Origin of the sequence: Enterobacter sp. 18A13 (assembly GCF_007035975.1) — a bacterium.
In the GTDB taxonomy this organism is placed as follows: Bacteria; Pseudomonadota; Gammaproteobacteria; order Enterobacterales; family Enterobacteriaceae; genus Enterobacter; species Enterobacter vonholyi.
This window is the reverse complement of record NZ_AP019634.1, coordinates 671,751-691,164: the sequence shown is the minus strand read 5'-3', so window position 1 is coordinate 691,164 and position 19,414 is coordinate 671,751. Positions and strand designations below refer to the sequence as shown.

Here is a 19,414-nt window from a genome sequence, read left to right as displayed (position 1 = left end):
TCCACTAAAAATTCAGTCAACATGTGGTTGTGTACCTGTAATAAGGGCAGAACGTGCTTTTTCAACTGCCCAGATTTGATTTTTTTCAGGTCCACACACTGCGGTTGACTACAAGATGGGGTCGCGACGGCATCCATCAAGGGGCAAGCATAAAAAAAATTTTAATTTCACCCTGATGAGATCATAGACGCCATTGATTGCGCCCATTATGATGCCGCGCCCAGTCAGGGAGAACTGACGCGGGTTTAACCATTTCACCATATTAATGATGATTTTTTTGAGGACTTATGGGCAACACTAAGTTGGCTAATCCGGCTCCGCTGGGCCTGATGGGTTTTGGCATGACCACTATTCTGCTGAACCTGCACAATATCGGGATGTTCCCGATGGATGGCATCATCCTGGCGATGGGCATTTTTTACGGCGGTATCGCACAAATCTTCGCGGGCCTGCTGGAATATAAGAAAGGCAATACCTTCGGCTTAACCGCATTCACCTCTTACGGTTCTTTCTGGCTGACCCTGGTTGCCATTCTGCTGCTGCCTAAAATGGGCATGGCAGACGCGGCAAACGCCCACTTCCTGGGCGTTTACCTGGGTCTGTGGGGCGTTTTCACCCTGTTTATGTTCTTCGGTACCCTGAAGGGCAACCGCATGCTGCAGTTCGTTTTCCTGAGCCTGACCGTCCTGTTCGCCCTGCTGGCGATCGGTCACCTGGTGGATAACGAAGGCATCGTTCATGTTGCAGGCTGGATTGGTCTGGTTTGCGGCGCAAGCGCTATCTACCTTGCAATGGGTGAAGTGCTGAACGAGCAGTTTGACCGCACCGTTTTACCGATTGGTGAAAAACACTGATCCTTCTGTCGTGTCCGCCTCGCGGGCACGACATCCCCGCTTCTGCCCCAGCCAAATCCCTAATCCCAGCCCCATCATCGACAGCGCCAGCACGTACCAGGCCGGAGCCATGGGAGACACGCCCATCAACACCGTCACCGCAATCGGCGTCAGCCCACCGAAAATGGCATACGACACGTTGTAGGAAAAAGAAATCCCGGTGAAGCGTACCTCTGGCGGGAACGCGCGCACCATCACGTACGGTACAGCCCCGACAACGCCTACGAACAGGCCTACCACGCCGTACAGCAGGAACAGCTGTTCAGGATGGCTGCCAGCCAGATGGTAAAACGCCCAGCTTGATGCGGCCAGTAACAGGCTCCCGACAACAAAGGTAACGCTGGCACCGAAACGATCCGCCGCCAGCCCGGCGGCAAGACAGCCAAAGCAGAGCATGATTGTCGCGATACTGTTCGCCTGTAACGTCACGGCAGGAGCGAAACCATACTGCTTTTGCAGCCACACCGGGGACATCAATATCACCACCACGATGCCCGCTGAGAGCAGCCAGGTAAGCAGCATCGACACCACTACCGCTTTTTTATGGCGTACCACGACCGCCTTCACCGGCAGCTCCTGCGCCAGCGCCCTGCGCTGCTGCATTTCGAGGAAAATCGGGGTCTCCTGCAGCCAGCGACGCAGGTACATCGCGACCAGGCCAAACGCTCCGCCCAGCAGGAATGGAATACGCCAGCCCCAGTCGTGCACGGCCTGCTGCGTCATGCTGGTATTAACGATCGTTGCGACGACGGACCCGAGCAAAATCCCTACCGTTAAGCCCGCGGTTAAGGTTCCGCAGGCGATACCAATGCGGCGCGCCGGAACATGTTCCGCGACAAACACCCACGCGCCCGGCACTTCACCGCCAATCGCCGCGCCCTGAAGAACGCGCATCAGCAACAGCAGCAACGGCGCAAGGATACCCATCGAGGCATAGGTGGGCAGCAGACCAATGGCCAGCGTCGGCACGGCCATCAGCAGGATGCTAAGGGTAAACATCTTCTTACGCCCGACCAGATCGCCAAAGTGGGCCATGATGATGCCGCCCAGCGGACGCGCCAGATACCCGGCGGCAAAAATGCCGAAGGTTTGCACCTGACGCAGCCATTCCGGAATATCCGCCGGGAAGAAGAGCTCTCCCACCACGGCGGCGAAGAAGACGAAGATAATGAAGTCGTAAAACTCCAGCGCGCCGCCTAAGGCCGCAAGCGTGAGGGTTTTGTAATCCTGTCGATTCAGAGGTCGGGTGTTATGTGACATAGCGAACCATTATGCGTGTATTGTGGATTTATTTTTACAGCAATCGTAAAGAAAAAATTACTATACCGTAAAACCTTGCCCACGCTATCGCCGCTTCAGCTTATGTCACATATTGATTAATTTCAGGAGATTGTTTCGCGATGCGCGTTTTTAGGACGAAAAGCTGCTACCACTTTCTCATCGGTTTCGACATACGGGCCGTCAAGAAGCTGTATACAATACGGTACACTTGCAAAGATACCGTGAACGATGACGCTGCCGTCTTCCGCTTTAAGCCCTTCCAGGGTCTCTTTGATCGACTTCGGCTGACCCGGCAGGTTCAGAATCAACGCCTGCTTGCGGATCACCCCCACCTGGCGGGAAAGAATGGCCGTCGGAACAAAGTGTAGACCGATCTGGCGCATCTGTTCACCGAAGCCCGGCATTTCGCGATCGGCGATAGCCAGCGTCGCGTCCGGCGTCACGTCACGGCGGGCGGGGCCGGTTCCGCCCGTCGTCAGAACAAGGTGGCAGCTCATCTCATCCACCAGCTCGCAGAGCGTCTGCTCGATGATCGGTTGTTCGTCAGGAATCAGGCGTGTCTGAATCTCAAAAGGGGTGGTCAGCGCGCTGCTCAACCATTCTTCCAGAGCGGGGATGCCTTTATCCTGGTAAACACCGCTGGAGGCGCGGTCAGAAATCGACACTAAGCCGATGCGTAAGGTATTCATATCCATTCCATTCAAAGAGTACTGATTAAAGGGAATGATACACGCAGAGAGGAGATTCAGACAGGGGACGAAAGAAGTCGGGTGACCGGGAGCCCGGTCACGCAGAATGATTACAGCAGGTCGCCGATCATTTTTTCCAGTTTGCCCTGGTCAACAGCAAACTTACGGATACCATCCGCCAGCTTGTCTACCGCCATTGGATCCTGGTTGTGCTGCCACAGGAACTCGGATTCAGTGATGCGCTCTGGACGTGCTTTTACTTCACCGGTGTAAGACAGTTTACGCTCAATGGTACCTTCGCTTTCTGCCAGCTCTTTCAGCAGCGCAGGAGCGATGGTCAGGCGGTCACAGCCAGCCAGCTCGATGATTTCACCGACGTTACGGAAGCTTGCGCCCATAACCACAGTCTCATAACCGTGCTGTTTGTAGTATTCGTAGATTTCAGTAACAGAAACTACGCCTGGATCTTCAGCCGGTGCGTACTCTTTCTTATCAGTGTTGGCTTTGTACCAGTCCAGAATACGGCCCACGAACGGAGAAATCAGGTATACGCCCGCTTCTGCACAAGCACGCGCCTGCGCGAAGGAGAACAGCAGGGTCAGGTTACAGTTGATGCCGTCTTTTTCCAGCTGCTCTGCCGCGCGGATACCCTGCCAGGTGGAAGCCAGTTTGATCAGGATACGGTCGTTGCTGATGCCCGCGTCGTTGTACATTTTGATCAGACGTTTCGCTTTGGCGATAGACGCTTCGGTGTCGTAGGAAAGACGCGCATCTACTTCGGTAGAGATACGGCCAGGAACCAGTTTCAGGATTTCCAGACCGATGTTCACTGCCAGTTTGTCGGTGGCATCCACAACCTGCTGCGCGCGGTCGTTGCTCTGTGCTTTCGCCCAGGTCACTGCGTCGTCAATCAGTTTGCGATACTCAGGGATCTGTGCGGCGTTAAGGATCAGAGAAGGGTTAGTTGTGGCATCCTGCGGCTGGTACAGCTTCATTGCCGCGATATCTCCGGTGTCAGCTACGACAGTGGTGAACTGACGAAGGGAGGTCAATTTATCCGTCATGATAGTGTTTCTCTTTTAACGTGCCCTGGATAATTCACGCTACCGACAGCATGCCTGCAGCGGAAAAATGACAGGTTTACTTGTTAGGGGGATGTAACCGGTCTGCCCTGATGATAACACGACGGAGGGGTAGCGCAACCGCAGACAGTGCGCTTAGGTAGAGTATGGTAAACTCGGAATATTAACAGGCTGCTAAGCAACAGCATGCCCAATCAGTGGTAGCGCTTACATATTCACTTTGGCATCAACAAGAGGGACGTTAATGCCTGATTTCTTTTTCTTTATTAACGAAGTCCTGTGGGGTTCGATAATGATTTACCTGCTTCTGGGAGCAGGTATTTGGTTTACGCTACGCAGTGGGTTCATCCAGTTTCGTTATATTCGCAAGTTTGGCAGAAGTCTGAAAAACAGCGTCACGCCTCAGCCGGGCGGATTAACGTCGTTTCAGGCACTTTGTACCAGCCTGGCGGCACGCCTCGGCAGCGGCAATCTGGCGGGCGTTGCGCTGGCCATCAGCGCCGGAGGGCCAGGCGCAGTCTTCTGGATGTGGGTGACGGCGCTTCTCGGGATGGCCACCTCCTTTGCCGAAAGTTCGCTCGCCCAGCTTTATAAAGAGAAAGATAAAAACGGCCAGTTTCGCGGCGGTCCTGCCTGGTACATGGCGCGTGGCTTAGGGATGCGCTGGATGGGCGTCCTGTTCTCGCTTTTTTTACTGCTCGCGTACGGCCTTATTTTTAATACCGTCCAGGCGAACTCGGTCGCCAACGCCCTGCGCTATGCCTTCTCCTGCCCCGAGTGGCTCGCGGGTCTCGCTTTAGCCATCGTCGTTCTGCTTACCATCTCGGTCGGTCTCAAGGGCATCGCCCGTCTGATGCAGTGGCTGGTGCCCATTATGGCGCTGCTCTGGGTTGCCGCGAGCCTGTTCGTTGCCGCCCTGCATCTCGACCAGGTGCCGGGCGTGATTGCGACCATCGTCAAAAGCGCCTTTGGCTGGCGCGAAGTGGCCTCCGGGGCGCTGGGCTATACCTTCAGCCAGGCGCTGATGGCGGGTTTTCAGCGGGGCATGTTCTCCAATGAAGCCGGTATGGGGTCAACCCCCAACGCGGCAGCCGCCGCCTCTTCCTGGCCGCCGCACCCGGCCGCGCAAGGCATTGTGCAGATGATTGGCGTCTTTACAGATACCATTATTATCTGTTCCGCCAGCGCTATGATTTTGCTGCTGGCAGGCCCCGTACCGCACGCGTCGGGCACCGTCGGAATACAGCTTCTCCAGCAGGCGCTGGTGAACCTGACCGGCGGCTGGGGTGCAGGGTTTGTCTCGCTAATCCTGGTTTTGTTTGCCTTCAGCTCGATAGTGGTGAATTACCTTTACGCCGAAAATAACCTTATTTTCCTGAAGCTCGACTCCCGCGCCGCAATCGGAACCCTGCGTCTGGGGGTCATCCTGATGGTGATCGCAGGCTCCCTGCTCAGTATGCCGCTGGTCTGGCAGCTGGCCGATATCATTATGGCGCTGATGGCGATCACTAACCTCACGGCGATCCTGCTGCTCTCGCCCGTTGTGACCCTGATTGCCAGAGACTATCTGCGCCAGCGCAAACTCGGCGTTCCGCCGGTATTTGATCCCGCCCGTTATCCCGATATTAAGGCGCAGCTTGCCCCCGGCACGTGGGATGATTTGCCGCGGCAATAACAGCTATCGATCAATTCAGGGCTATTTTTTGCTAAAGTCGCTCTAAATTTCCTGCAAGGACTGGATATGCTGATTCTGATTTCACCTGCAAAAACGCTCGACTACCAGAGCCCGCTCGCTACCGAGCGCTATACCCAGCCTGAACTGCTGGACTACTCGCAACAGCTGATCCGCGAAGCGCGTAAGCTCTCTGCGCCGCAAATCGCCTCGCTGATGAGCATCAGCGACAAGCTGGCAGACCTTAACGCGACCCGCTTTCACGAGTGGCACCCGGATTTCACCCCGGCTAACGCTCGCCAGGCCATCCTGGCGTTTAAAGGCGATGTCTATACTGGCCTGCAGGCGGAAGATTTTAGCGAAGCCGATTTCGATTTTGCCCAGCAGCATCTGCGCATGCTGTCGGGTCTGTACGGCGTACTGAGACCGCTGGACCTCATGCAGCCGTATCGTCTGGAGATGGGGATTCGTCTGGAGAATGCCAAAGGCAAAGACCTGTACCATTTCTGGGGCGATATCATTACCGACAAGCTGAATGCGGCGCTGCACGCCCAGGGCGATAACGTGGTGATTAACCTGGCATCCGATGAATACTACAAGTCGGTGAAGCCGAAAAAGCTGGATGCGGAGATTATCAAACCGGTGTTCCTCGACGAGAAGAACGGTAAGTTCAAAGTGATCAGCTTCTACGCCAAGAAAGCGCGCGGTCTGATGAGCCGCTACATTATCCAGAACCGCCTGACGAAGCCGGAGCAGCTAACCGCCTTCAACAGCGAAGGCTATTTCTTTGACGAAGAAGCGTCAGGGAAAGGCGAGCTGGTGTTTAAGCGCCACGAGCAGTAAAAACAAACCCCGCCGGCTGGCGGGGTTTTGCATTAGTGGTGTTTCCAGTCCGGGCCCGGACGATGATCGTCATGGCGACGGTCGTCATGATGGTGGTCACGCTCGCGATGCTCATCATGTGGACGCCAGTGGTTATCGCGCCAGTCATAATGCGCCTTCCACCAGTCGTGGTCGCGCCAGCGGCCACCGTCCCAGTAGTGCCCGTTATTATCCCGGTCGCCAATCTGCAGTTTTACCGCAGGTACGAGGGTGATTTCGGATGCCTGTACCGCCATGGGAGCGACCAGCATCAGTGAAAGCGCAATCAGCACAGGTTTCAGTGTAGACATCGGTGACTCCTTATTATCTTTGCCCTACGTGGGCCGATGTAAGGAGATTACGCGAGGGAAACGGGGGATGTTATTCTCTGCAATCCTAATCGCTAAGTGACCGCATTTATTGGGAATTTCTGCTTTTTCCCTGCTATTTTCCTCCTTAATTTCTCCATAAAAAAAGCCGGGTAGCGGCTACGCCTTACCCGGCCTACGTTCTGAGCCGTTGTAGGTCGGGTAAGGCGAAGCCGCACCCGACAAAAATTATGCTCGGGACATCATCAGCTTACGCAGCGCGGCAAAGTCTGCCGGCAGTTCATGGGACAGCAGCGGCAGGTCGGCACGCTCGGCCAGCTCTTTCGGCAGCGGCAGCGTTTCGCCCAGGATTGCCTCCACGCTCTCTTTGAACTTCGCCGGATGTGCGGTACCCAGGAACAGGCCATATTCACCCGGGTTAAGCTGGTCGCGCAGCGCGCGGTAGGCAATCGCCGCGTGCGGTTCAGAGGTATACCCGACCGCCTTCAGCTCGCGCATGGTGGATTTGGTAGTTTCATCCGTCACCGCGGCATAGCCCAGGTCGCCCAGACGCCAGATCTTACGGCGGAACAGCTCTTCCACGCGCGGCCAGTTGTTCGGCTGAGACACATCCATCGCATTGGAGAGGGTCGCCTGCGTGGCGTTCGGCGCCCACTTCCCGTCTTTCAGGAAGCGCGGCACGGTGTCGTTGGCGTTGGTCGCGGCGATAAAGCGTTTCACCGGCAGACCCAGGGATTTTGCCAGCAGGCCCGCCGTCAGGTCACCGAAGTTACCGCTCGGAACGGAGATCACCAGCTGGTTGCGCGCTTCCTGCGGCAGCTGCGCCACCGCTTCGAAGTAGTAGCAGATCTGCGCCAGCAGACGGCTGATGTTGATGGAGTTCGCAGAGTTAAGACCCAGAGCTACCTTCAGCTCTTCGTCGTCGAAGGCCTGCTTGACCAGCGCCTGGCAGGCATCGAAATCGCCGTCAATTGCCACGGTTTCAATGTTGCCGCCGAGGGTGCAGAACAGTTTCTCCTGCAGCGGGCTGATTTTGCCTTTCGGATAGAGGATCACCACGCGGACGTTTTTCAGGCCGTAGAACGCGTGTGCCACCGCCGCGCCGGTATCGCCGGAGGTTGCGGTCAGGATGGTCACCGGCTTGTCGCCGCTGATGTGGGTCAGCATCTGCGCCATAAAGCGGCCGCCGAAGTCTTTAAACGCCAGGGTTGGGCCGTGGAACAGCTCCAGACAGCCCACGTCAGGCTCAACCTGCTGAACCGGCGCCGGGAACGCGAATGCCGCACGCACGCGCTCTTCCAGCAGCTCCTGCGGAATTTCATCGCCGATAAACGCGGACAGAATTTTGGTGCTGCGGGTGACAAAATCCTGCTTCAGCAGGTCATCAATCTCGGTCAGCTGGAATTCCGGCAGGTCATGCGGGAAAAACAGCCCCTGATTTTTGCCCAGTCCCTGAGTCACCGCCTGCGCGAAGCTGACCTGCTCGTTATGATCTTTAAGGTTGTAGAGTTTCATTAATTATCCCAGTACTCGTGCGCCAGCCGTGTCCAGACGGCAAATATGAACAAAGCCTTCCTGATTTTGCAGGTAGTGTTTAGAGAGCCAGTCCGCCACGCGCTGCGCAGTGTCTGCCTTGTCGCACAGGGCGAACAGCGTCGGGCCGGAGCCGGAGATGCCGCACGCCTGCGCGCCGATATCCATTGATGCCTGTCGCGCCTCGTTAAAGCCGGGTAGCAGCTTCGTGCGATACGGCTCGGCAATGACGTCCTTCATCAGTTTTGCCGCCAGCTGCGGCTGACGGGTGTAGCAGGCGTGGATAAAGCCCGCCAGATGACGCCCGTGGGCGATACTGTCCTGACGACGATATTGCGCGGGCAGGATCGCACGCGCTTCCGCGGTAGAGACCTTAATGCCCGGATAGGCCAGCACCCACAGCCACTCATCAAACCCTGGCACCTGCTGGCTGATGATGCCATTTTCTTCGATCATCAGCTGCATGCCGCCGAGGAAGCACGGCGCCACGTTGTCATAGTGAATGCTGCCGGAGATACGCCCTTCCAGCTCGCCCATTAAGCCCAGCAGGCGGTTGTTGTTCAGCGGCTTGCCGCAGTGCTCATTCATTGCCACCAGAGCGGCGACCACCGAACAGGCGCTGGAACCCAGCCCCGAGCCAATCGGCATACTTTTTTCCAGCGTCATAGCGACCGGCACGTTTTTACCGATCTCCTGACAGAAGCGTTCCCAGCATTGATAGACGATGTTCTCGCGCGGGTCGGACGGTAGCTTGCTGGCGAAGCGGCCCACGTTATTCAGGCTGAAGCTGTCTGCCGCTTCCACCGTAACCGTATCGCCCAGCAGCGAACCATCCACCGGCGTCACCGCCGCACCCAGCACGTCAAATCCGACGCTCATATTCGCGCTGGAAGCCGGGGCATAAACTTTGACCATGTTAAACTCCTAACTTCCATGACAGGGTACGCAGCAGATCGGCAAACACACCCGCCGCCGTAACATCGTTCCCTGCGCCATAGCCGCGAAGCACCAGCGGCAGTGGCTGATAATAGTGGCTGTAAAACGCGAGGGCGTTTTCGCCGTTTTTGACTTTGTACAGCGGGTCGTTGCCATCCACTTCGGCAATCTTCACCCGGCACACGCCATCTTCTTCAATGTTGCCAACATAGCGCAATACCTTACCTTCATCACGGGCTTTCGCAACGCGCGCGGCAAACGCGTCGTCAAGCTGCGGCAGTCTGGTCATAAAGGCGCTGACGTCACCGCTGCTGTCAAATTCTGCCGGCAGGACCGGTTCAATCACGATATCAGAAAGCTCAAGCTCCCGGCCCGTTTCACGGGCGAGGATCAGCAGCTTACGCGCCACATCCATACCGGAGAGATCGTCACGCGGATCCGGCTCGGTGTAGCCCAGCTCGCGCGCGGCGCGGGTGGCTTCGGAAAGGCTCATCCCTTCATCCAGCTTGCCGAAGATAAACGACAGCGAGCCGGAGAGAATGCCGGAGAAACGCTGCAGTTCATCACCCGCGTTAAGCAGGTTCTGCAGGTTTTCGATAACCGGCAGACCAGCCCCAACGTTGGTGTCGTAAAGGAACTTGCGGCGCGACTTGCTCGCCGCCAGACGCAGCTGGTGATAGTAATCCATCGACGAAGTGTTGGCCTTTTTGTTCGGCGTCACCACGTGGAAACCTTCGCGCAGGAAGTCGGCGTACTGGTCGGCGACCGCCTGGTTCGAGGTACAGTCGACGATGACCGGGTTAAGCAGATGGTACTCTTTCACCAGACGGATCAGGCGGCCCAGGTTGAACGGCTCTTTCGCCTCGTTCATCTCTGCCTGCCAGTTTTCCAGGTTAAGGCCGTGGACGTTGGTAAGCAGCGCTTTGGAATTCGCAATCCCGCAGACGCGCAGGTCGATGTGTTTCTTCTTAAGCCACGCCTGCTGACGCTTCACCTGCTCCAGCAGCGCGCCGCCTACGCCACCCACGCCAATCAGGAACAGCTCGATGACCTGATCGGTGTTGAACAGCATCTGGTGAACCACGCGAACGCCGGTGGTGGCGTCATCATTGTCCACGACAACAGAAATTGAACGCTCCGACGAGCCCTGGGCAATCGCCACGATGTTGATATTGGCGCGCGCCAGCGCGGCAAAGAACTTGGCGGAGATACCGCGCAGCGTGCGCATGCCGTCGCCAACCACGGAGATAATCGCCAGACGCTCCTGAATGGAGAGCGGCTCGAGCAATTCTTCTTTAAGCTCCAGATAGAACTCTTCTTCCAGCGCGCGACGGGCGCGCAGGCAGTCGCCCTGCGGCACGCAGAAGCTGATGCTGTATTCGGAAGAGGACTGGGTAATCAGCACCACCGAGATACCGTTGCGGGACATGGCCGCAAATACGCGCGCTGCCATGCCGACCATCCCTTTCATCCCAGGGCCGGAGACGCTAAACATCGCCATATTGTTCAGGTTGGAGATGCCTTTCACCGGCAGACCGTCCTCATCGGTACTCGCGCCAATCAGCGTACCCGGCGCCTGCGGGTTACCGGTGTTTTTAATCAGGCAAGGGATCTGGAACTGGGCAATCGGGGAGATGGTACGCGGGTGAAGCACTTTGGCGCCGAAGTAGGAAAGCTCCATCGCTTCCTGGTACGACATCGACTTCAGCAGCCTGGCGTCCGGAACCTGGCGCGGGTCGCAGGTATAGACGCCGTCGACGTCAGTCCAGATCTCACAACAATCCGCGCGTAAGCAGGCGGCCAGCACGGCGGCGGAGTAGTCGGAACCGTTACGGCCCAGCACCACCAGCTCGCCTTTCTCGTTACCGGCGGTAAAGCCTGCCATCAGGATCATGTGGTCAGACGGAATTTTGCTGGCGGCGATACGGCGGGTTGATTCGGCAATATCAACGGTGGATTCGAGGTAGTGGCCCACCGCAAGCAGTTTTTCAACGGGATCGATCACGGTCACGCTATGGCCGCGCGCTTCCAGCACGCCGGCCATAATGGCGATAGAGAGTTTTTCACCGCGACAAATCAGCGCCGCGTTGATGCTGTCCGGGCACTGGCCGAGGAGGCTGATACCGTGCAGAACGTGTTTGATTTGCGCAAATTCCTGCTCAACGAAGGACTTCAGCTGAGCGTGCGGGAAGCCAGGCAGCGCCTCTGCCAGCCCTTGCAATAAGTCAGCGAATATACGCTCTGCGTCGCTGATGTTCGGGAGTGCATCCTGGCCACCGATGGTTTTTTCGATCATCGCCACCAGATGGTTCGTGATTTTTGCCGGGGCAGAGAGCACGGTCGCAACCTGCCCCTGCCTGGCGTTGCTTTCCAGGATATCGGCAACACGCAGAAAACGTTCTGCATTTGCCACTGATGTACCGCCGAACTTCAACACTCGCATGGTTCTACCTCGTTTCCTTTAGCCGAAAAAAAAGCCCGCACTGTCTAGGTGCGGGCTTTTTTTTGTTTTTCCTGTACGCGTCAGCCCGCATCGTTACCAGTGGTAATGATGATGGTTGTGGTAATGGTGGTGATGCTGATGCGTTTCATGGATGTTGTGTACTCTGTCATTATTATCTGTCTGTGCTGTATTCTTTTAGGGTTAAAGGATCGGGCTCGTTAAGTCAACGAATTTTTAATTTGATCACAATTCGGAAGACTCTCACGTCCCGCTGCGTGCAGATTTATTTTCATCCGATTCCCCCAGATGCAACCCATACAGACAGACTTATTCGCCATAGTAAAAACTTATGGCAGTATTTTACTCGGCCAATTTTTTTTCAATATCATGCAGCAAACGGTGCAGCATTGCGGTGTCCCGCTGCTCAAGACGTCCCAAACGCTGCTGCAGCCAGTCAGCCATTTTTTGATCGTCAGCTACTTCCAACTGCGTTAACAGCTGCTCAACGCGTGCGCGCAGCGCAGCCAGCTGATTTTCATCTGCCCTTTCAGCCTTAGGCTGGGGAATTTGTATTAGGGAGGCTAATTGATAGCAGTACACCATGACCGCCTGGCCCAAATTCAGGGAAGGATAATCGGCCACCATCGGCGCACCGGTGAGCACGTCCGCCAGTTCCAGCTCCTCGTTGGTTAATCCGGAATCTTCACGACCAAATACCAGCGCCGCTTTCTCCAGCCACTGGCTTTTCTCTTCCAGCATCGGCACCAGCTCCGCTGGCGTCGCATAGTAGTGGAACTTAGCGCGACTACGCGCCGTGGTTGCAACGGTAAACGAAATGTCGTGCAGCGCGTCGACAAGCGTAGCGTAAGTGGTTATATTATCGAGAATATCTCCCGATCCGTGCGCCACCCAACGCGCGGCTGGCTCCAGATGGGCCGTGCTGTCCACAATGCGCAAATCGGTAAAACCCATGGTCTTCATCGCACGCGCCGCTGCGCCTATATTTTCTGCTCTGGCTGGTGCAACCAGTACAATCGACAGATGCATTTATGCTCTCTTTTTAATCAGTTAGCCGGTAAAAATGTGATGCACTTCAACATATTACGCAGCGCGAATTTACAAAATTGCAACACAAATCACCGAAATAGCGTTTCATAACAAATTAAAAACGCTAAACTATTCTGTGTCTGAACAATCAGTTAGAATGTTAACAGAACACTATTATCCCTATGTTTTATAATGATAATAGTAACATGAATGCTCTATTCTGATTGGATTCGCTTCGTTTATAAATCAATGTCCGCAACTAGTTGGTTTATTGAAAAATTGTGACAAAGGCTAGCATTCGGCTACGATGATTTCATCAAACTGTTAACGTGCTACAATTGAACTTGATATATGTCAACGAAGCGTAGTTTTATTGGGTGTCTGGTGTCACTTAGCCTGTTATGTTGCTGTTAAAATGGTTAGGATGACAGCCGTTTTTGACACTGTCGGGTCCAAAGGGAAAGTACCCAAGACCAAGCTAATGATGTTGTTGACGTTGATGGAAAGTGCATCAAGAACGCAATTACGTACTTTAGTCACGTTAAGCCGATCATGTTAATTTGCGACATGCATCAGGCAGGTCAGGGACTTTTGTACTTCCTGTTTCGATTTAGTTGGCAATTTAGGTAGCAAACATGCAGACCCCGCACATTCTTATCGTTGAAGACGAGTTGGTAACACGCAACACGTTAAAGAGCATTTTCGAAGCAGAAGGCTACGATGTCTTTGAAGCGACCGATGGCGCAGAGATGCATCAGATCCTTTCTGAAAATGATATCAACCTGGTGATCATGGATATTAACCTGCCGGGCAAAAACGGTCTTCTTCTGGCGCGCGAACTGCGCGAGCAGGCGAACGTCGCGTTAATGTTCCTGACGGGCCGTGATAACGAAGTTGATAAAATTCTTGGCCTGGAAATCGGTGCGGATGACTACATCACCAAGCCGTTCAACCCTCGCGAGTTAACCATTCGTGCACGCAACCTGCTGTCCCGCACCATGAACCTGGGCACGGTCAGCGAAGAGCGTCGTAGCGTAGATAGCTACAAATTCAACGGCTGGGAACTTGATATCAATAGCCGCTCGCTGATTAGCCCGAACGGTGAGCAGTATAAACTGCCGCGCAGTGAATTCCGCGCGATGCTGCACTTCTGCGAAAACCCGGGAAAAATTCAGTCCCGTGCAGAACTGCTGAAGAAAATGACCGGCCGTGAGCTGAAGCCGCACGACCGCACCGTAGACGTCACCATCCGTCGTATTCGTAAACATTTTGAATCTACGCCAGATACGCCGGAAATCATCGCCACCATTCACGGCGAAGGGTACCGTTTCTGCGGCGATTTGCAGGAATAGTCCCGCAGTTAATGCATTAAAAAACGGCGCTTATGCGCCGTTTTTTTTATTCCCGCCAGGGCATAATCGGCACCGCGCTGATCGCGTTTTTCGGTGAACCTTCCACCACTTTATCAGAATAGGCCAGGTAGGCCAGCGTATTGCGTTTGGCATCGTAGAAACGCACAACCTGCAGCTTTTTGAACACCAGCGAGGTCCGTTTCTGGAATACCACATCGCCCTGCGCTTTGCCGTTTTTAATTTTGTCGCTCAATTCAACCGGGCCCACCTGCTGACATGAGATCGCCGCATCGGAGGTATCTTCCGCCAGCCCCAGTCCGCCTTTGATACCGCCCGTTTTCGCGCGGCTGACATAGCAGGTGACGTTTTTCACGTCCGGATCGTCAAACGCCTCTACCACGATTTTGTGGTCCGGGCCAAACATTTTGAACACGGTATCGACGGAACCAATCTGTTCCGCCTGTGCAACGCGCCCGACCATCAACATCAGCGCGGTGAAGAGCAAAGTCTTGTATTTCATATTGTTACCATTCTTTAAAATTACAGTGAGCGATTATTCAACACTTTAGACAAAAATGTAGCAAGATCACAGGATTAGAATATATCTGCCTGTAATGTGCTCGAAAAAGCATGAATGCGCAAAAAAAACACTGAATGCTAAAACATCAAAAAATGCTATTATCCGCTAACCTGTTATCAGGCACCTGCTGTTTTAAGGATGAGGATAGTATATGGATCAGGCTGGAATTATTCGCGACCTGCTCACCTGGCTGGAAGGTCATCTCAACCAGCCTTTGTCACTGGATCATGTGGCGGCTAAAGCAGGCTATTCCAAGTGGCATCTGCAAAGGATGTTCAAGGATGTCACCGGTCATGCCATCGGGGCCTATATTCGCGCACGTCGTTTATCAAAATCTGCTGTAGCATTGCGCCTCACCGCGCGGCCGATTCTGGATATTGCCCTGCAATATCGTTTCGATTCACAGCAGACATTCACCCGCGCCTTTAAAAAACAGTTCTTGTTGACGCCAGCGCTTTATCGTCGCTCGCCTGACTGGAGCTCGTTTGGCATGCGTCCGCCACTGCGTCTGGGCGAGTTCGCAATGCCGAAGTACGACATTATTACACTGCCGGAAACCCATCTGATCGGCACGACGCAGAGCTACTCCTGTTCACTGGAGCAGATTTCCGAGTTCCGACATCAGATGCGCGTCCAGTTCTGGCGCGACTTCCTGAGCCACGCGCCGGCGATACCGCCGATCCTGTATGGTCTCAACGAAACGCACCCAAGCCAGGAAAAAGACGACGAGCAGGAGGTGTTCTACACCACCGCGCTGACGCCAGATATGGCCAATGGCTACATTCAGGGTTCAAAGCCTGTCGTGCTGGAAGGCGGCGAATACGTGATGTTCGCCTATGAAGGGCTGGGAACGGGGGTTCAGGAGTTTATCCTGACCGTTTACGGTACTTGCATGCCGATGCTGAATCTGAATCGCCGTAAAGGTCAGGACATTGAGCGCTACTACCCGGCGCAGGATGCCAAACCGGAAGAAGGCCCAATCAATCTGCGTATGGAATTCTTGATTCCGATACGTCGTTAACGCTGCAGTTCATCAAGCGCAGGGGCATCGAGATGCGAAATGTCCCCTGCCATCTCCACGACCCAACCTGACGCCAGCCACGCGCTTTCCTGATAATCAATCCGGGAAATGGAGCAGTTGCGCAGACGCAGACGGCGCTCAGCGTAAGCCGGTAATCCCAGAATGGTGCTCACCAGGCATCCCAACGCAATCCCATGACTCACCAGCAGCGGACGGCTTCCCGCCGGAAGCTTCAGGCATTCCGCCAGTGCGGCATGCATACGGACGCTGAGCTCCTGCATGGATTCGCCCTCAGGAATACGGCCATCTTCGGTACCGTTCACCAGCGTGCGGCGCCAGCCCTCTTCCGTTTCCGTCAGCGTATCGATATGGCGTTTTTCCAGCACGCCCATATCCAGCTCGCGCAGGCGCGGCTCAAGCATGACGTCACAGCCGCAGGCGTCTGCAATGATGCGCGCCGTCTGCTGTGTGCGACCTAAATCGCTGGTAATGACGTGGGTAATGCCCAGCGTTCGGGCGCGTTCTGCCACCTGCCACGCTTGCTGCACGCCCTTCTCTGTAAGAGGACTGTCTGACTGGCCTTGAATACGTCGCTCGGCGTTCCACTGCGTTTCACCGTGGCGAACAAGGTATACCTGTAACATGCTTTTTTTCCGTTATACTGCGATGAGTTTTTTTTGAATCGAGCTTAATTATGCACCATGTTGTCTCTGCTACCACTAATCCTGCCAAAATTCAGGCAATTCTAAGGGCATTTGAAGAGATCTTCGGCGCAGGATCCTGCCATATTGAAGCCATCGGCGTCGAGAGTTGCGTTCCTGAACAGCCGTTTGGCAGCGAGGAAACGCGCGCTGGCGCACGAAACCGCGTAGCAAATGCCAGGGCTGCGGCACCGGATGCGGACTTTTGGGTGGCAATTGAAGCCGGTATCGACGAAGGCGCAACCTTTAGCTGGGTGGTGATCGAAAGCCGTGAACAGCGCGGTGAAGCGCGTTCAGCCACCCTGCCGCTGCCGGAGATTATTCTGGAAAAAGTCCGCGCGGGTGAAGCGCTCGGGCCGGTGATGTCGCAGTACACCGGCATTGATGAGATTGGCCGTAAAGAAGGGGCGATTGGCGTCTTTACCGCAGGCGCGCTTACGCGTTCAGGCGTTTATCATCAGGCGGTGATCCTGGCGTTAAGCCCGTTCCATAACGCGATTTATCGCTAAGCGTTTTTCAACAGCACCGCTTCCAGCCACTGGCGCAGCTCAACGGGCGCCGACTTCAGGCTGTTCGATCCGCGGGTAATCGTTGCGATGCCCGCGCCGAGCTCATTTTTCAGCTCGCGCTGGCTCATCTCGCCGCGCAGCAACTCTTCAATGATGCGCACGCGCGTGCCCAGCGCCTCGCGCTCGTCCGGCGTGAGCATCAGCTGCATAAGGGGTAAGTGCAAATCCTGCTCGTAAGACTGGCGAAGCAGCTCCACAAAACGAAGCCACTCCTGATGACGTTGTTCGGCCATTGCCGAGGAATACGGGGAATGCTGGGTCATGTTATGCTGCCTCTTGTACTCATTAGCGAGTACAGCATAACACAACCCGCGCCGATCAGTAACGTCTCTGCCACTCGGCATCACTCATCAGGGTATCTTTCTGCCCCATGAAGTAGCGATAGTAGGCGTCATAGGCCAGCACGTTCTTCACATAGCCGCGCGTTTCAGAGAACGGGATGCTCTCGACAAACGCCACGGCGTCAATGCGTCCGGCGCTGTTGCCGAGCCAGGTACGCACGCGACCCGGCCCCGCGTTATACGCCGCCGACGCGAAGATGCGGTTATTGCCGAACTGCTGATACACGTACTGCAGGTAGCTGGTACCGATGTTGATGTTGGTATCCGGATCCAGAAGCTGTGACGGGCTGCTGTAGCCAGGAATATTAAACATCTTCACCGTGTGCGTCGCCGTGCCCGGCATAATCTGCATCAGGCCGCTGGCGCCCACCGGGGAACGGACTTTCGGGTTCCATGCGCTCTCCTGACGGGCAATTGCCATCGCGTAGCTTTGCGGGATATCTTTGCCGCTGGTGTAGCGATCGAACAGATCCTTGTAAGCCAACGGGAAACGCTCTTCGAGATGATCCCAAAGCTTACCGGCGATCGTCGCCTGCACGCTCAGATCCCACCAGTGGTTATCAAAAGCATAGCGGGCAAGCTGGGCTTTCTCGTCGGTGCTGCGGCTGGTCACCAGATTCGCCCACTCGCTGCGCGCGGTATTATCCATATTCCAGTACATCAGCTCGCGCACACGCGCCATTTCTGGCCCCTGCGTCAGCGCCGGGTTCGCGTTAGCGGGCGCTTTATCAATGCGGAAGGTATACTCCTCGCCCAGGCGCTGCGCGGCTGCCATCGGGTAGAACCCGCGCTGCTGCATCAGCGTATGGAGAATTTCTTTGGCCTCGTCATCACGACCGCGCTCCATCAGCAGATCGGCCTGCCAGTAGCGCCATTCGTCCTTCTCTTTAGCCTCCATAGGCAACCGCGCAAGCCAGGTATTCAGCCCACGGCGATCTCCCGTACCCAGCGCCATGCGCACGCGACGTTCCACCAGAGACGTGGAGTTCGAACGCATAATGGCATCGTCACGCCAGCGCGCCTGTTCATCGGTCACATCCGTGCCCATCAGTCGCCACGCCACGATATCGCGCAGCTCCTGGGTTTGTTCCTCATTAAGCTGCTGCGCCTGCACCAGCTGCGGGATCATCAGCCGCGCGTTTTCCACATCGTCACGCGCCACGCTGGCAAAGGCCACCGCCGCCATCTGGCGGGTAAAATCGGTCGCGCCCGTACTGCGGGCAAAGGTCAGCACGCTGTTGGGATCGTTTGCCAGCGAGATAACCGCGGTGGAGATCGTCTGGTAATCAGACGGCATCTGTCCCGCCAGCGTGGTCACCAGACGCGTGTTGCCGGCTTTCATCGCCAGACGGATGCGCTCAAGGTAGGACAGCGGATCCTGCTTGCCGGATGCTCGCCACGCGCCGAACAGGGAATCACAGGCGTTCGGCTGGTTTTTCCCGGTCAGCCAGAGCTCTTTCGCCCCGGCCCAGGCCTCTTCCTGCTGGCCGGTCGCCCATTTCGCGTAGTAGTAGTTACACTGCGCTTCGGTGGTATTCGGCTTTTCAGGGCTAAACGCCAGCAGTCCGCGCCAGTCTTCGCGTCGCGCCAGCTCATTCACAAAACGAGACTGGAGATTTCGGGCAGGCGGCAGGGTCGGGTTCGCCTGAATGAAGTTATTCACGGTAACGGTGGGTTGATTCATGAGATCGTCCGTAATTTGACGATACTCCAGATACGGATACAGCGGATAATCCTTTAGCGTCGGCATCAGCGCCTGCACGGTATCCATCTGCTTGTTGTCCCACGCCTGTTTAATCTGGGCGTATCGGTTGCGTTGTTCATCCAGTGAATCGGCATGCACCGCCTGGCTTACCGCCATTACGCATACGCTGGCAGCCAGCAGACGCCAGACCACCCGTTTGGCTTTTTCCACAAGCTCTTCCTCATTGTTTTTTCGTCAATTGCAGCGTCTTGCCACGTCAAAGTCTAATTAACTTATGCTAACCAGGCATCCTTCAACGCGCCACGTCATGGACACTTTTTTACCTTTCTTGCGCGTTTTAACACTCCCGACGTTCCTGGCTGGGATTAGGGCGGGAAAA

20 protein-coding genes and 1 other annotated feature are annotated in these 19,414 nt (G+C 55.5%); of the genes, 6 read left to right on the top strand and 14 right to left on the bottom strand.

What is annotated here, in order from left to right:
- The first annotated feature begins 287 nt into the window (after positions 1-287).
- Positions 288-854, top strand: a complete 567-nt coding sequence (gene satP, locus FOY93_RS03335; RefSeq protein WP_008502042.1) for an acetate uptake transporter — start codon at positions 288-290, stop codon at positions 852-854.
- Here the strand turns inward: satP and FOY93_RS03330 are convergent.
- The 3 genes from FOY93_RS03330 to tal form a co-directional block, all read right to left on the bottom strand.
- Entirely contained in the window at positions 831-2,153 is a 1,323-nt protein-coding gene (locus FOY93_RS03330) for an MFS transporter (RefSeq protein ID WP_136195626.1), read from the bottom strand. The genes satP and FOY93_RS03330 overlap by 24 nt on opposite strands.
- A gap of 122 nt (positions 2,154-2,275) precedes the next feature.
- Positions 2,276-2,863: a molybdopterin adenylyltransferase gene (mog, locus tag FOY93_RS03325; protein ID WP_136195627.1), complete on the bottom strand. Its 588-nt coding sequence runs from the start codon at positions 2,861-2,863 to the stop codon at positions 2,276-2,278.
- Positions 2,864-2,973: 110 nt separating this feature from the next.
- Positions 2,974-3,927, bottom strand: coding sequence for a transaldolase (gene tal / locus FOY93_RS03320; RefSeq protein ID WP_023310342.1), 954 nt, complete (start codon positions 3,925-3,927; stop codon positions 2,974-2,976).
- A gap of 262 nt (positions 3,928-4,189) precedes the next feature.
- On the opposite strand from tal, the gene FOY93_RS03315 reads away from it, so the two are divergent.
- Both FOY93_RS03315 and yaaA read left to right on the top strand, forming a co-directional pair.
- On the top strand, positions 4,190-5,620 hold the full coding sequence (locus tag FOY93_RS03315; protein ID WP_133293756.1) for an alanine/glycine:cation symporter family protein: 1,431 nt from the start codon (positions 4,190-4,192) through the stop codon (positions 5,618-5,620).
- A gap of 66 nt (positions 5,621-5,686) precedes the next feature.
- Entirely contained in the window at positions 5,687-6,460 is a 774-nt protein-coding gene (gene yaaA / locus FOY93_RS03310; protein WP_045355099.1) for a peroxide stress protein YaaA, read from the top strand.
- 32 nt (positions 6,461-6,492) lie between these two features.
- On the opposite strand, the gene FOY93_RS03305 is transcribed toward yaaA, so the two are convergent.
- The 7 genes from FOY93_RS03305 to yjjY form a co-directional block, all read right to left on the bottom strand.
- Positions 6,493-6,789, bottom strand: a complete 297-nt coding sequence (locus tag FOY93_RS03305; protein ID WP_115876475.1) for a DUF2502 domain-containing protein — start codon at positions 6,787-6,789, stop codon at positions 6,493-6,495.
- 246 nt (positions 6,790-7,035) lie between these two features.
- Positions 7,036-8,322, bottom strand: a complete 1,287-nt coding sequence (thrC, locus tag FOY93_RS03300; protein ID WP_069720140.1) for a threonine synthase — start codon at positions 8,320-8,322, stop codon at positions 7,036-7,038.
- Positions 8,323-8,325: 3 nt separating this feature from the next.
- Complete coding sequence (gene thrB / locus FOY93_RS03295) at positions 8,326-9,255, bottom strand: homoserine kinase (protein ID WP_143344635.1); 930 nt, start codon at positions 9,253-9,255, stop codon at positions 8,326-8,328.
- A 1-nt stretch (position 9,256) separates the two neighbouring features.
- Positions 9,257-11,719 carry a bifunctional aspartate kinase/homoserine dehydrogenase I gene (gene thrA, locus FOY93_RS03290; protein ID WP_143344634.1) on the bottom strand — a complete coding sequence of 821 codons (2,463 nt, stop codon included), beginning with the start codon at positions 11,717-11,719 and terminating at the stop codon, positions 9,257-9,259.
- Positions 11,720-11,743: 24 nt separating this feature from the next.
- Positions 11,744-11,861 (bottom strand) — a sequence feature (Thr leader region).
- Complete coding sequence (gene thrL / locus FOY93_RS03285) at positions 11,800-11,868, bottom strand: thr operon leader peptide (RefSeq protein WP_015572623.1); 69 nt, start codon at positions 11,866-11,868, stop codon at positions 11,800-11,802. It overlaps the preceding feature by 62 nt.
- A 211-nt stretch (positions 11,869-12,079) precedes the next feature.
- Positions 12,080-12,766 (bottom strand): tRNA/rRNA methyltransferase, encoded by a 687-nt coding sequence (locus FOY93_RS03280; RefSeq protein WP_143344633.1) that lies wholly within the window; start codon positions 12,764-12,766, stop codon positions 12,080-12,082.
- 399 nt (positions 12,767-13,165) lie between these two features.
- Positions 13,166-13,306 carry a YjjY family protein gene (gene yjjY / locus FOY93_RS03275; RefSeq protein ID WP_085928893.1) on the bottom strand — a complete coding sequence of 47 codons (141 nt, stop codon included), beginning with the start codon at positions 13,304-13,306 and terminating at the stop codon, positions 13,166-13,168.
- Positions 13,307-13,401: 95 nt separating this feature from the next.
- On the opposite strand from yjjY, the gene arcA reads away from it, so the two are divergent.
- Positions 13,402-14,118 carry a two-component system response regulator ArcA gene (gene arcA, locus FOY93_RS03270; RefSeq protein ID WP_003856501.1) on the top strand — a complete coding sequence of 239 codons (717 nt, stop codon included), beginning with the start codon at positions 13,402-13,404 and terminating at the stop codon, positions 14,116-14,118.
- Between the two features lie 46 nt (positions 14,119-14,164).
- On the opposite strand, the gene creA is transcribed toward arcA, so the two are convergent.
- Entirely contained in the window at positions 14,165-14,638 is a 474-nt protein-coding gene (gene creA / locus FOY93_RS03265; protein ID WP_008502054.1) for a protein CreA, read from the bottom strand.
- Between the two features lie 211 nt (positions 14,639-14,849).
- Here creA and robA point away from each other — a divergent pair, with 211 nt between their 5' ends.
- Positions 14,850-15,719: an MDR efflux pump AcrAB transcriptional activator RobA gene (robA, locus tag FOY93_RS03260; protein ID WP_143344632.1), complete on the top strand. Its 870-nt coding sequence runs from the start codon at positions 14,850-14,852 to the stop codon at positions 15,717-15,719.
- Here robA and gpmB read toward each other — a convergent pair.
- Positions 15,716-16,363, bottom strand: coding sequence for a 2,3-diphosphoglycerate-dependent phosphoglycerate mutase GpmB (gpmB, locus tag FOY93_RS03255; RefSeq protein WP_008502057.1), 648 nt, complete (start codon positions 16,361-16,363; stop codon positions 15,716-15,718). The genes robA and gpmB overlap by 4 nt on opposite strands.
- 50 nt (positions 16,364-16,413) lie before the next feature.
- On the opposite strand from gpmB, the gene yjjX reads away from it, so the two are divergent.
- Positions 16,414-16,929 (top strand): inosine/xanthosine triphosphatase, encoded by a 516-nt coding sequence (gene yjjX, locus FOY93_RS03250; protein WP_143344631.1) that lies wholly within the window; start codon positions 16,414-16,416, stop codon positions 16,927-16,929.
- Here the strand turns inward: yjjX and trpR are convergent.
- Both trpR and sltY read right to left on the bottom strand, forming a co-directional pair.
- Positions 16,926-17,252: a trp operon repressor gene (gene trpR, locus FOY93_RS03245; protein WP_021240574.1), complete on the bottom strand. Its 327-nt coding sequence runs from the start codon at positions 17,250-17,252 to the stop codon at positions 16,926-16,928. The genes yjjX and trpR overlap by 4 nt on opposite strands.
- A gap of 55 nt (positions 17,253-17,307) precedes the next feature.
- Complete coding sequence (sltY, locus tag FOY93_RS03240) at positions 17,308-19,245, bottom strand: murein transglycosylase (protein ID WP_115876482.1); 1,938 nt, start codon at positions 19,243-19,245, stop codon at positions 17,308-17,310.
- Positions 19,246-19,414: the final 169 nt, after the last annotated feature.

Coding starts and splice junctions, on each gene's coding strand:
- mog (WP_136195627.1), bottom strand. CDS start 2,863: ATGAATACCTTACGCATCGGCTTAGTGTCGATTTCTGACCGCGCCTCC.
- FOY93_RS03305 (WP_115876475.1), bottom strand. CDS start 6,789: ATGTCTACACTGAAACCTGTGCTGATTGCGCTTTCACTGATGCTGGTC.
- arcA (WP_003856501.1), top strand. CDS start 13,402: ATGCAGACCCCGCACATTCTTATCGTTGAAGACGAGTTGGTAACACGC.
- FOY93_RS03315 (WP_133293756.1), top strand. CDS start 4,190: ATGCCTGATTTCTTTTTCTTTATTAACGAAGTCCTGTGGGGTTCGATA.
- creA (WP_008502054.1), bottom strand. CDS start 14,638: ATGAAATACAAGACTTTGCTCTTCACCGCGCTGATGTTGATGGTCGGG.
- thrB (WP_143344635.1), bottom strand. CDS start 9,255: ATGGTCAAAGTTTATGCCCCGGCTTCCAGCGCGAATATGAGCGTCGGA.
- trpR (WP_021240574.1), bottom strand. CDS start 17,252: ATGACCCAGCATTCCCCGTATTCCTCGGCAATGGCCGAACAACGTCAT.
- robA (WP_143344632.1), top strand. CDS start 14,850: ATGGATCAGGCTGGAATTATTCGCGACCTGCTCACCTGGCTGGAAGGT.
- yjjX (WP_143344631.1), top strand. CDS start 16,414: ATGCACCATGTTGTCTCTGCTACCACTAATCCTGCCAAAATTCAGGCA.
- FOY93_RS03280 (WP_143344633.1), bottom strand. CDS start 12,766: ATGCATCTGTCGATTGTACTGGTTGCACCAGCCAGAGCAGAAAATATA.
- gpmB (WP_008502057.1), bottom strand. CDS start 16,363: ATGTTACAGGTATACCTTGTTCGCCACGGTGAAACGCAGTGGAACGCC.
- yaaA (WP_045355099.1), top strand. CDS start 5,687: ATGCTGATTCTGATTTCACCTGCAAAAACGCTCGACTACCAGAGCCCG.
- satP (WP_008502042.1), top strand. CDS start 288: ATGGGCAACACTAAGTTGGCTAATCCGGCTCCGCTGGGCCTGATGGGT.
- thrC (WP_069720140.1), bottom strand. CDS start 8,322: ATGAAACTCTACAACCTTAAAGATCATAACGAGCAGGTCAGCTTCGCG.
- tal (WP_023310342.1), bottom strand. CDS start 3,927: ATGACGGATAAATTGACCTCCCTTCGTCAGTTCACCACTGTCGTAGCT.
- FOY93_RS03330 (WP_136195626.1), bottom strand. CDS start 2,153: ATGTCACATAACACCCGACCTCTGAATCGACAGGATTACAAAACCCTC.
- thrA (WP_143344634.1), bottom strand. CDS start 11,719: ATGCGAGTGTTGAAGTTCGGCGGTACATCAGTGGCAAATGCAGAACGT.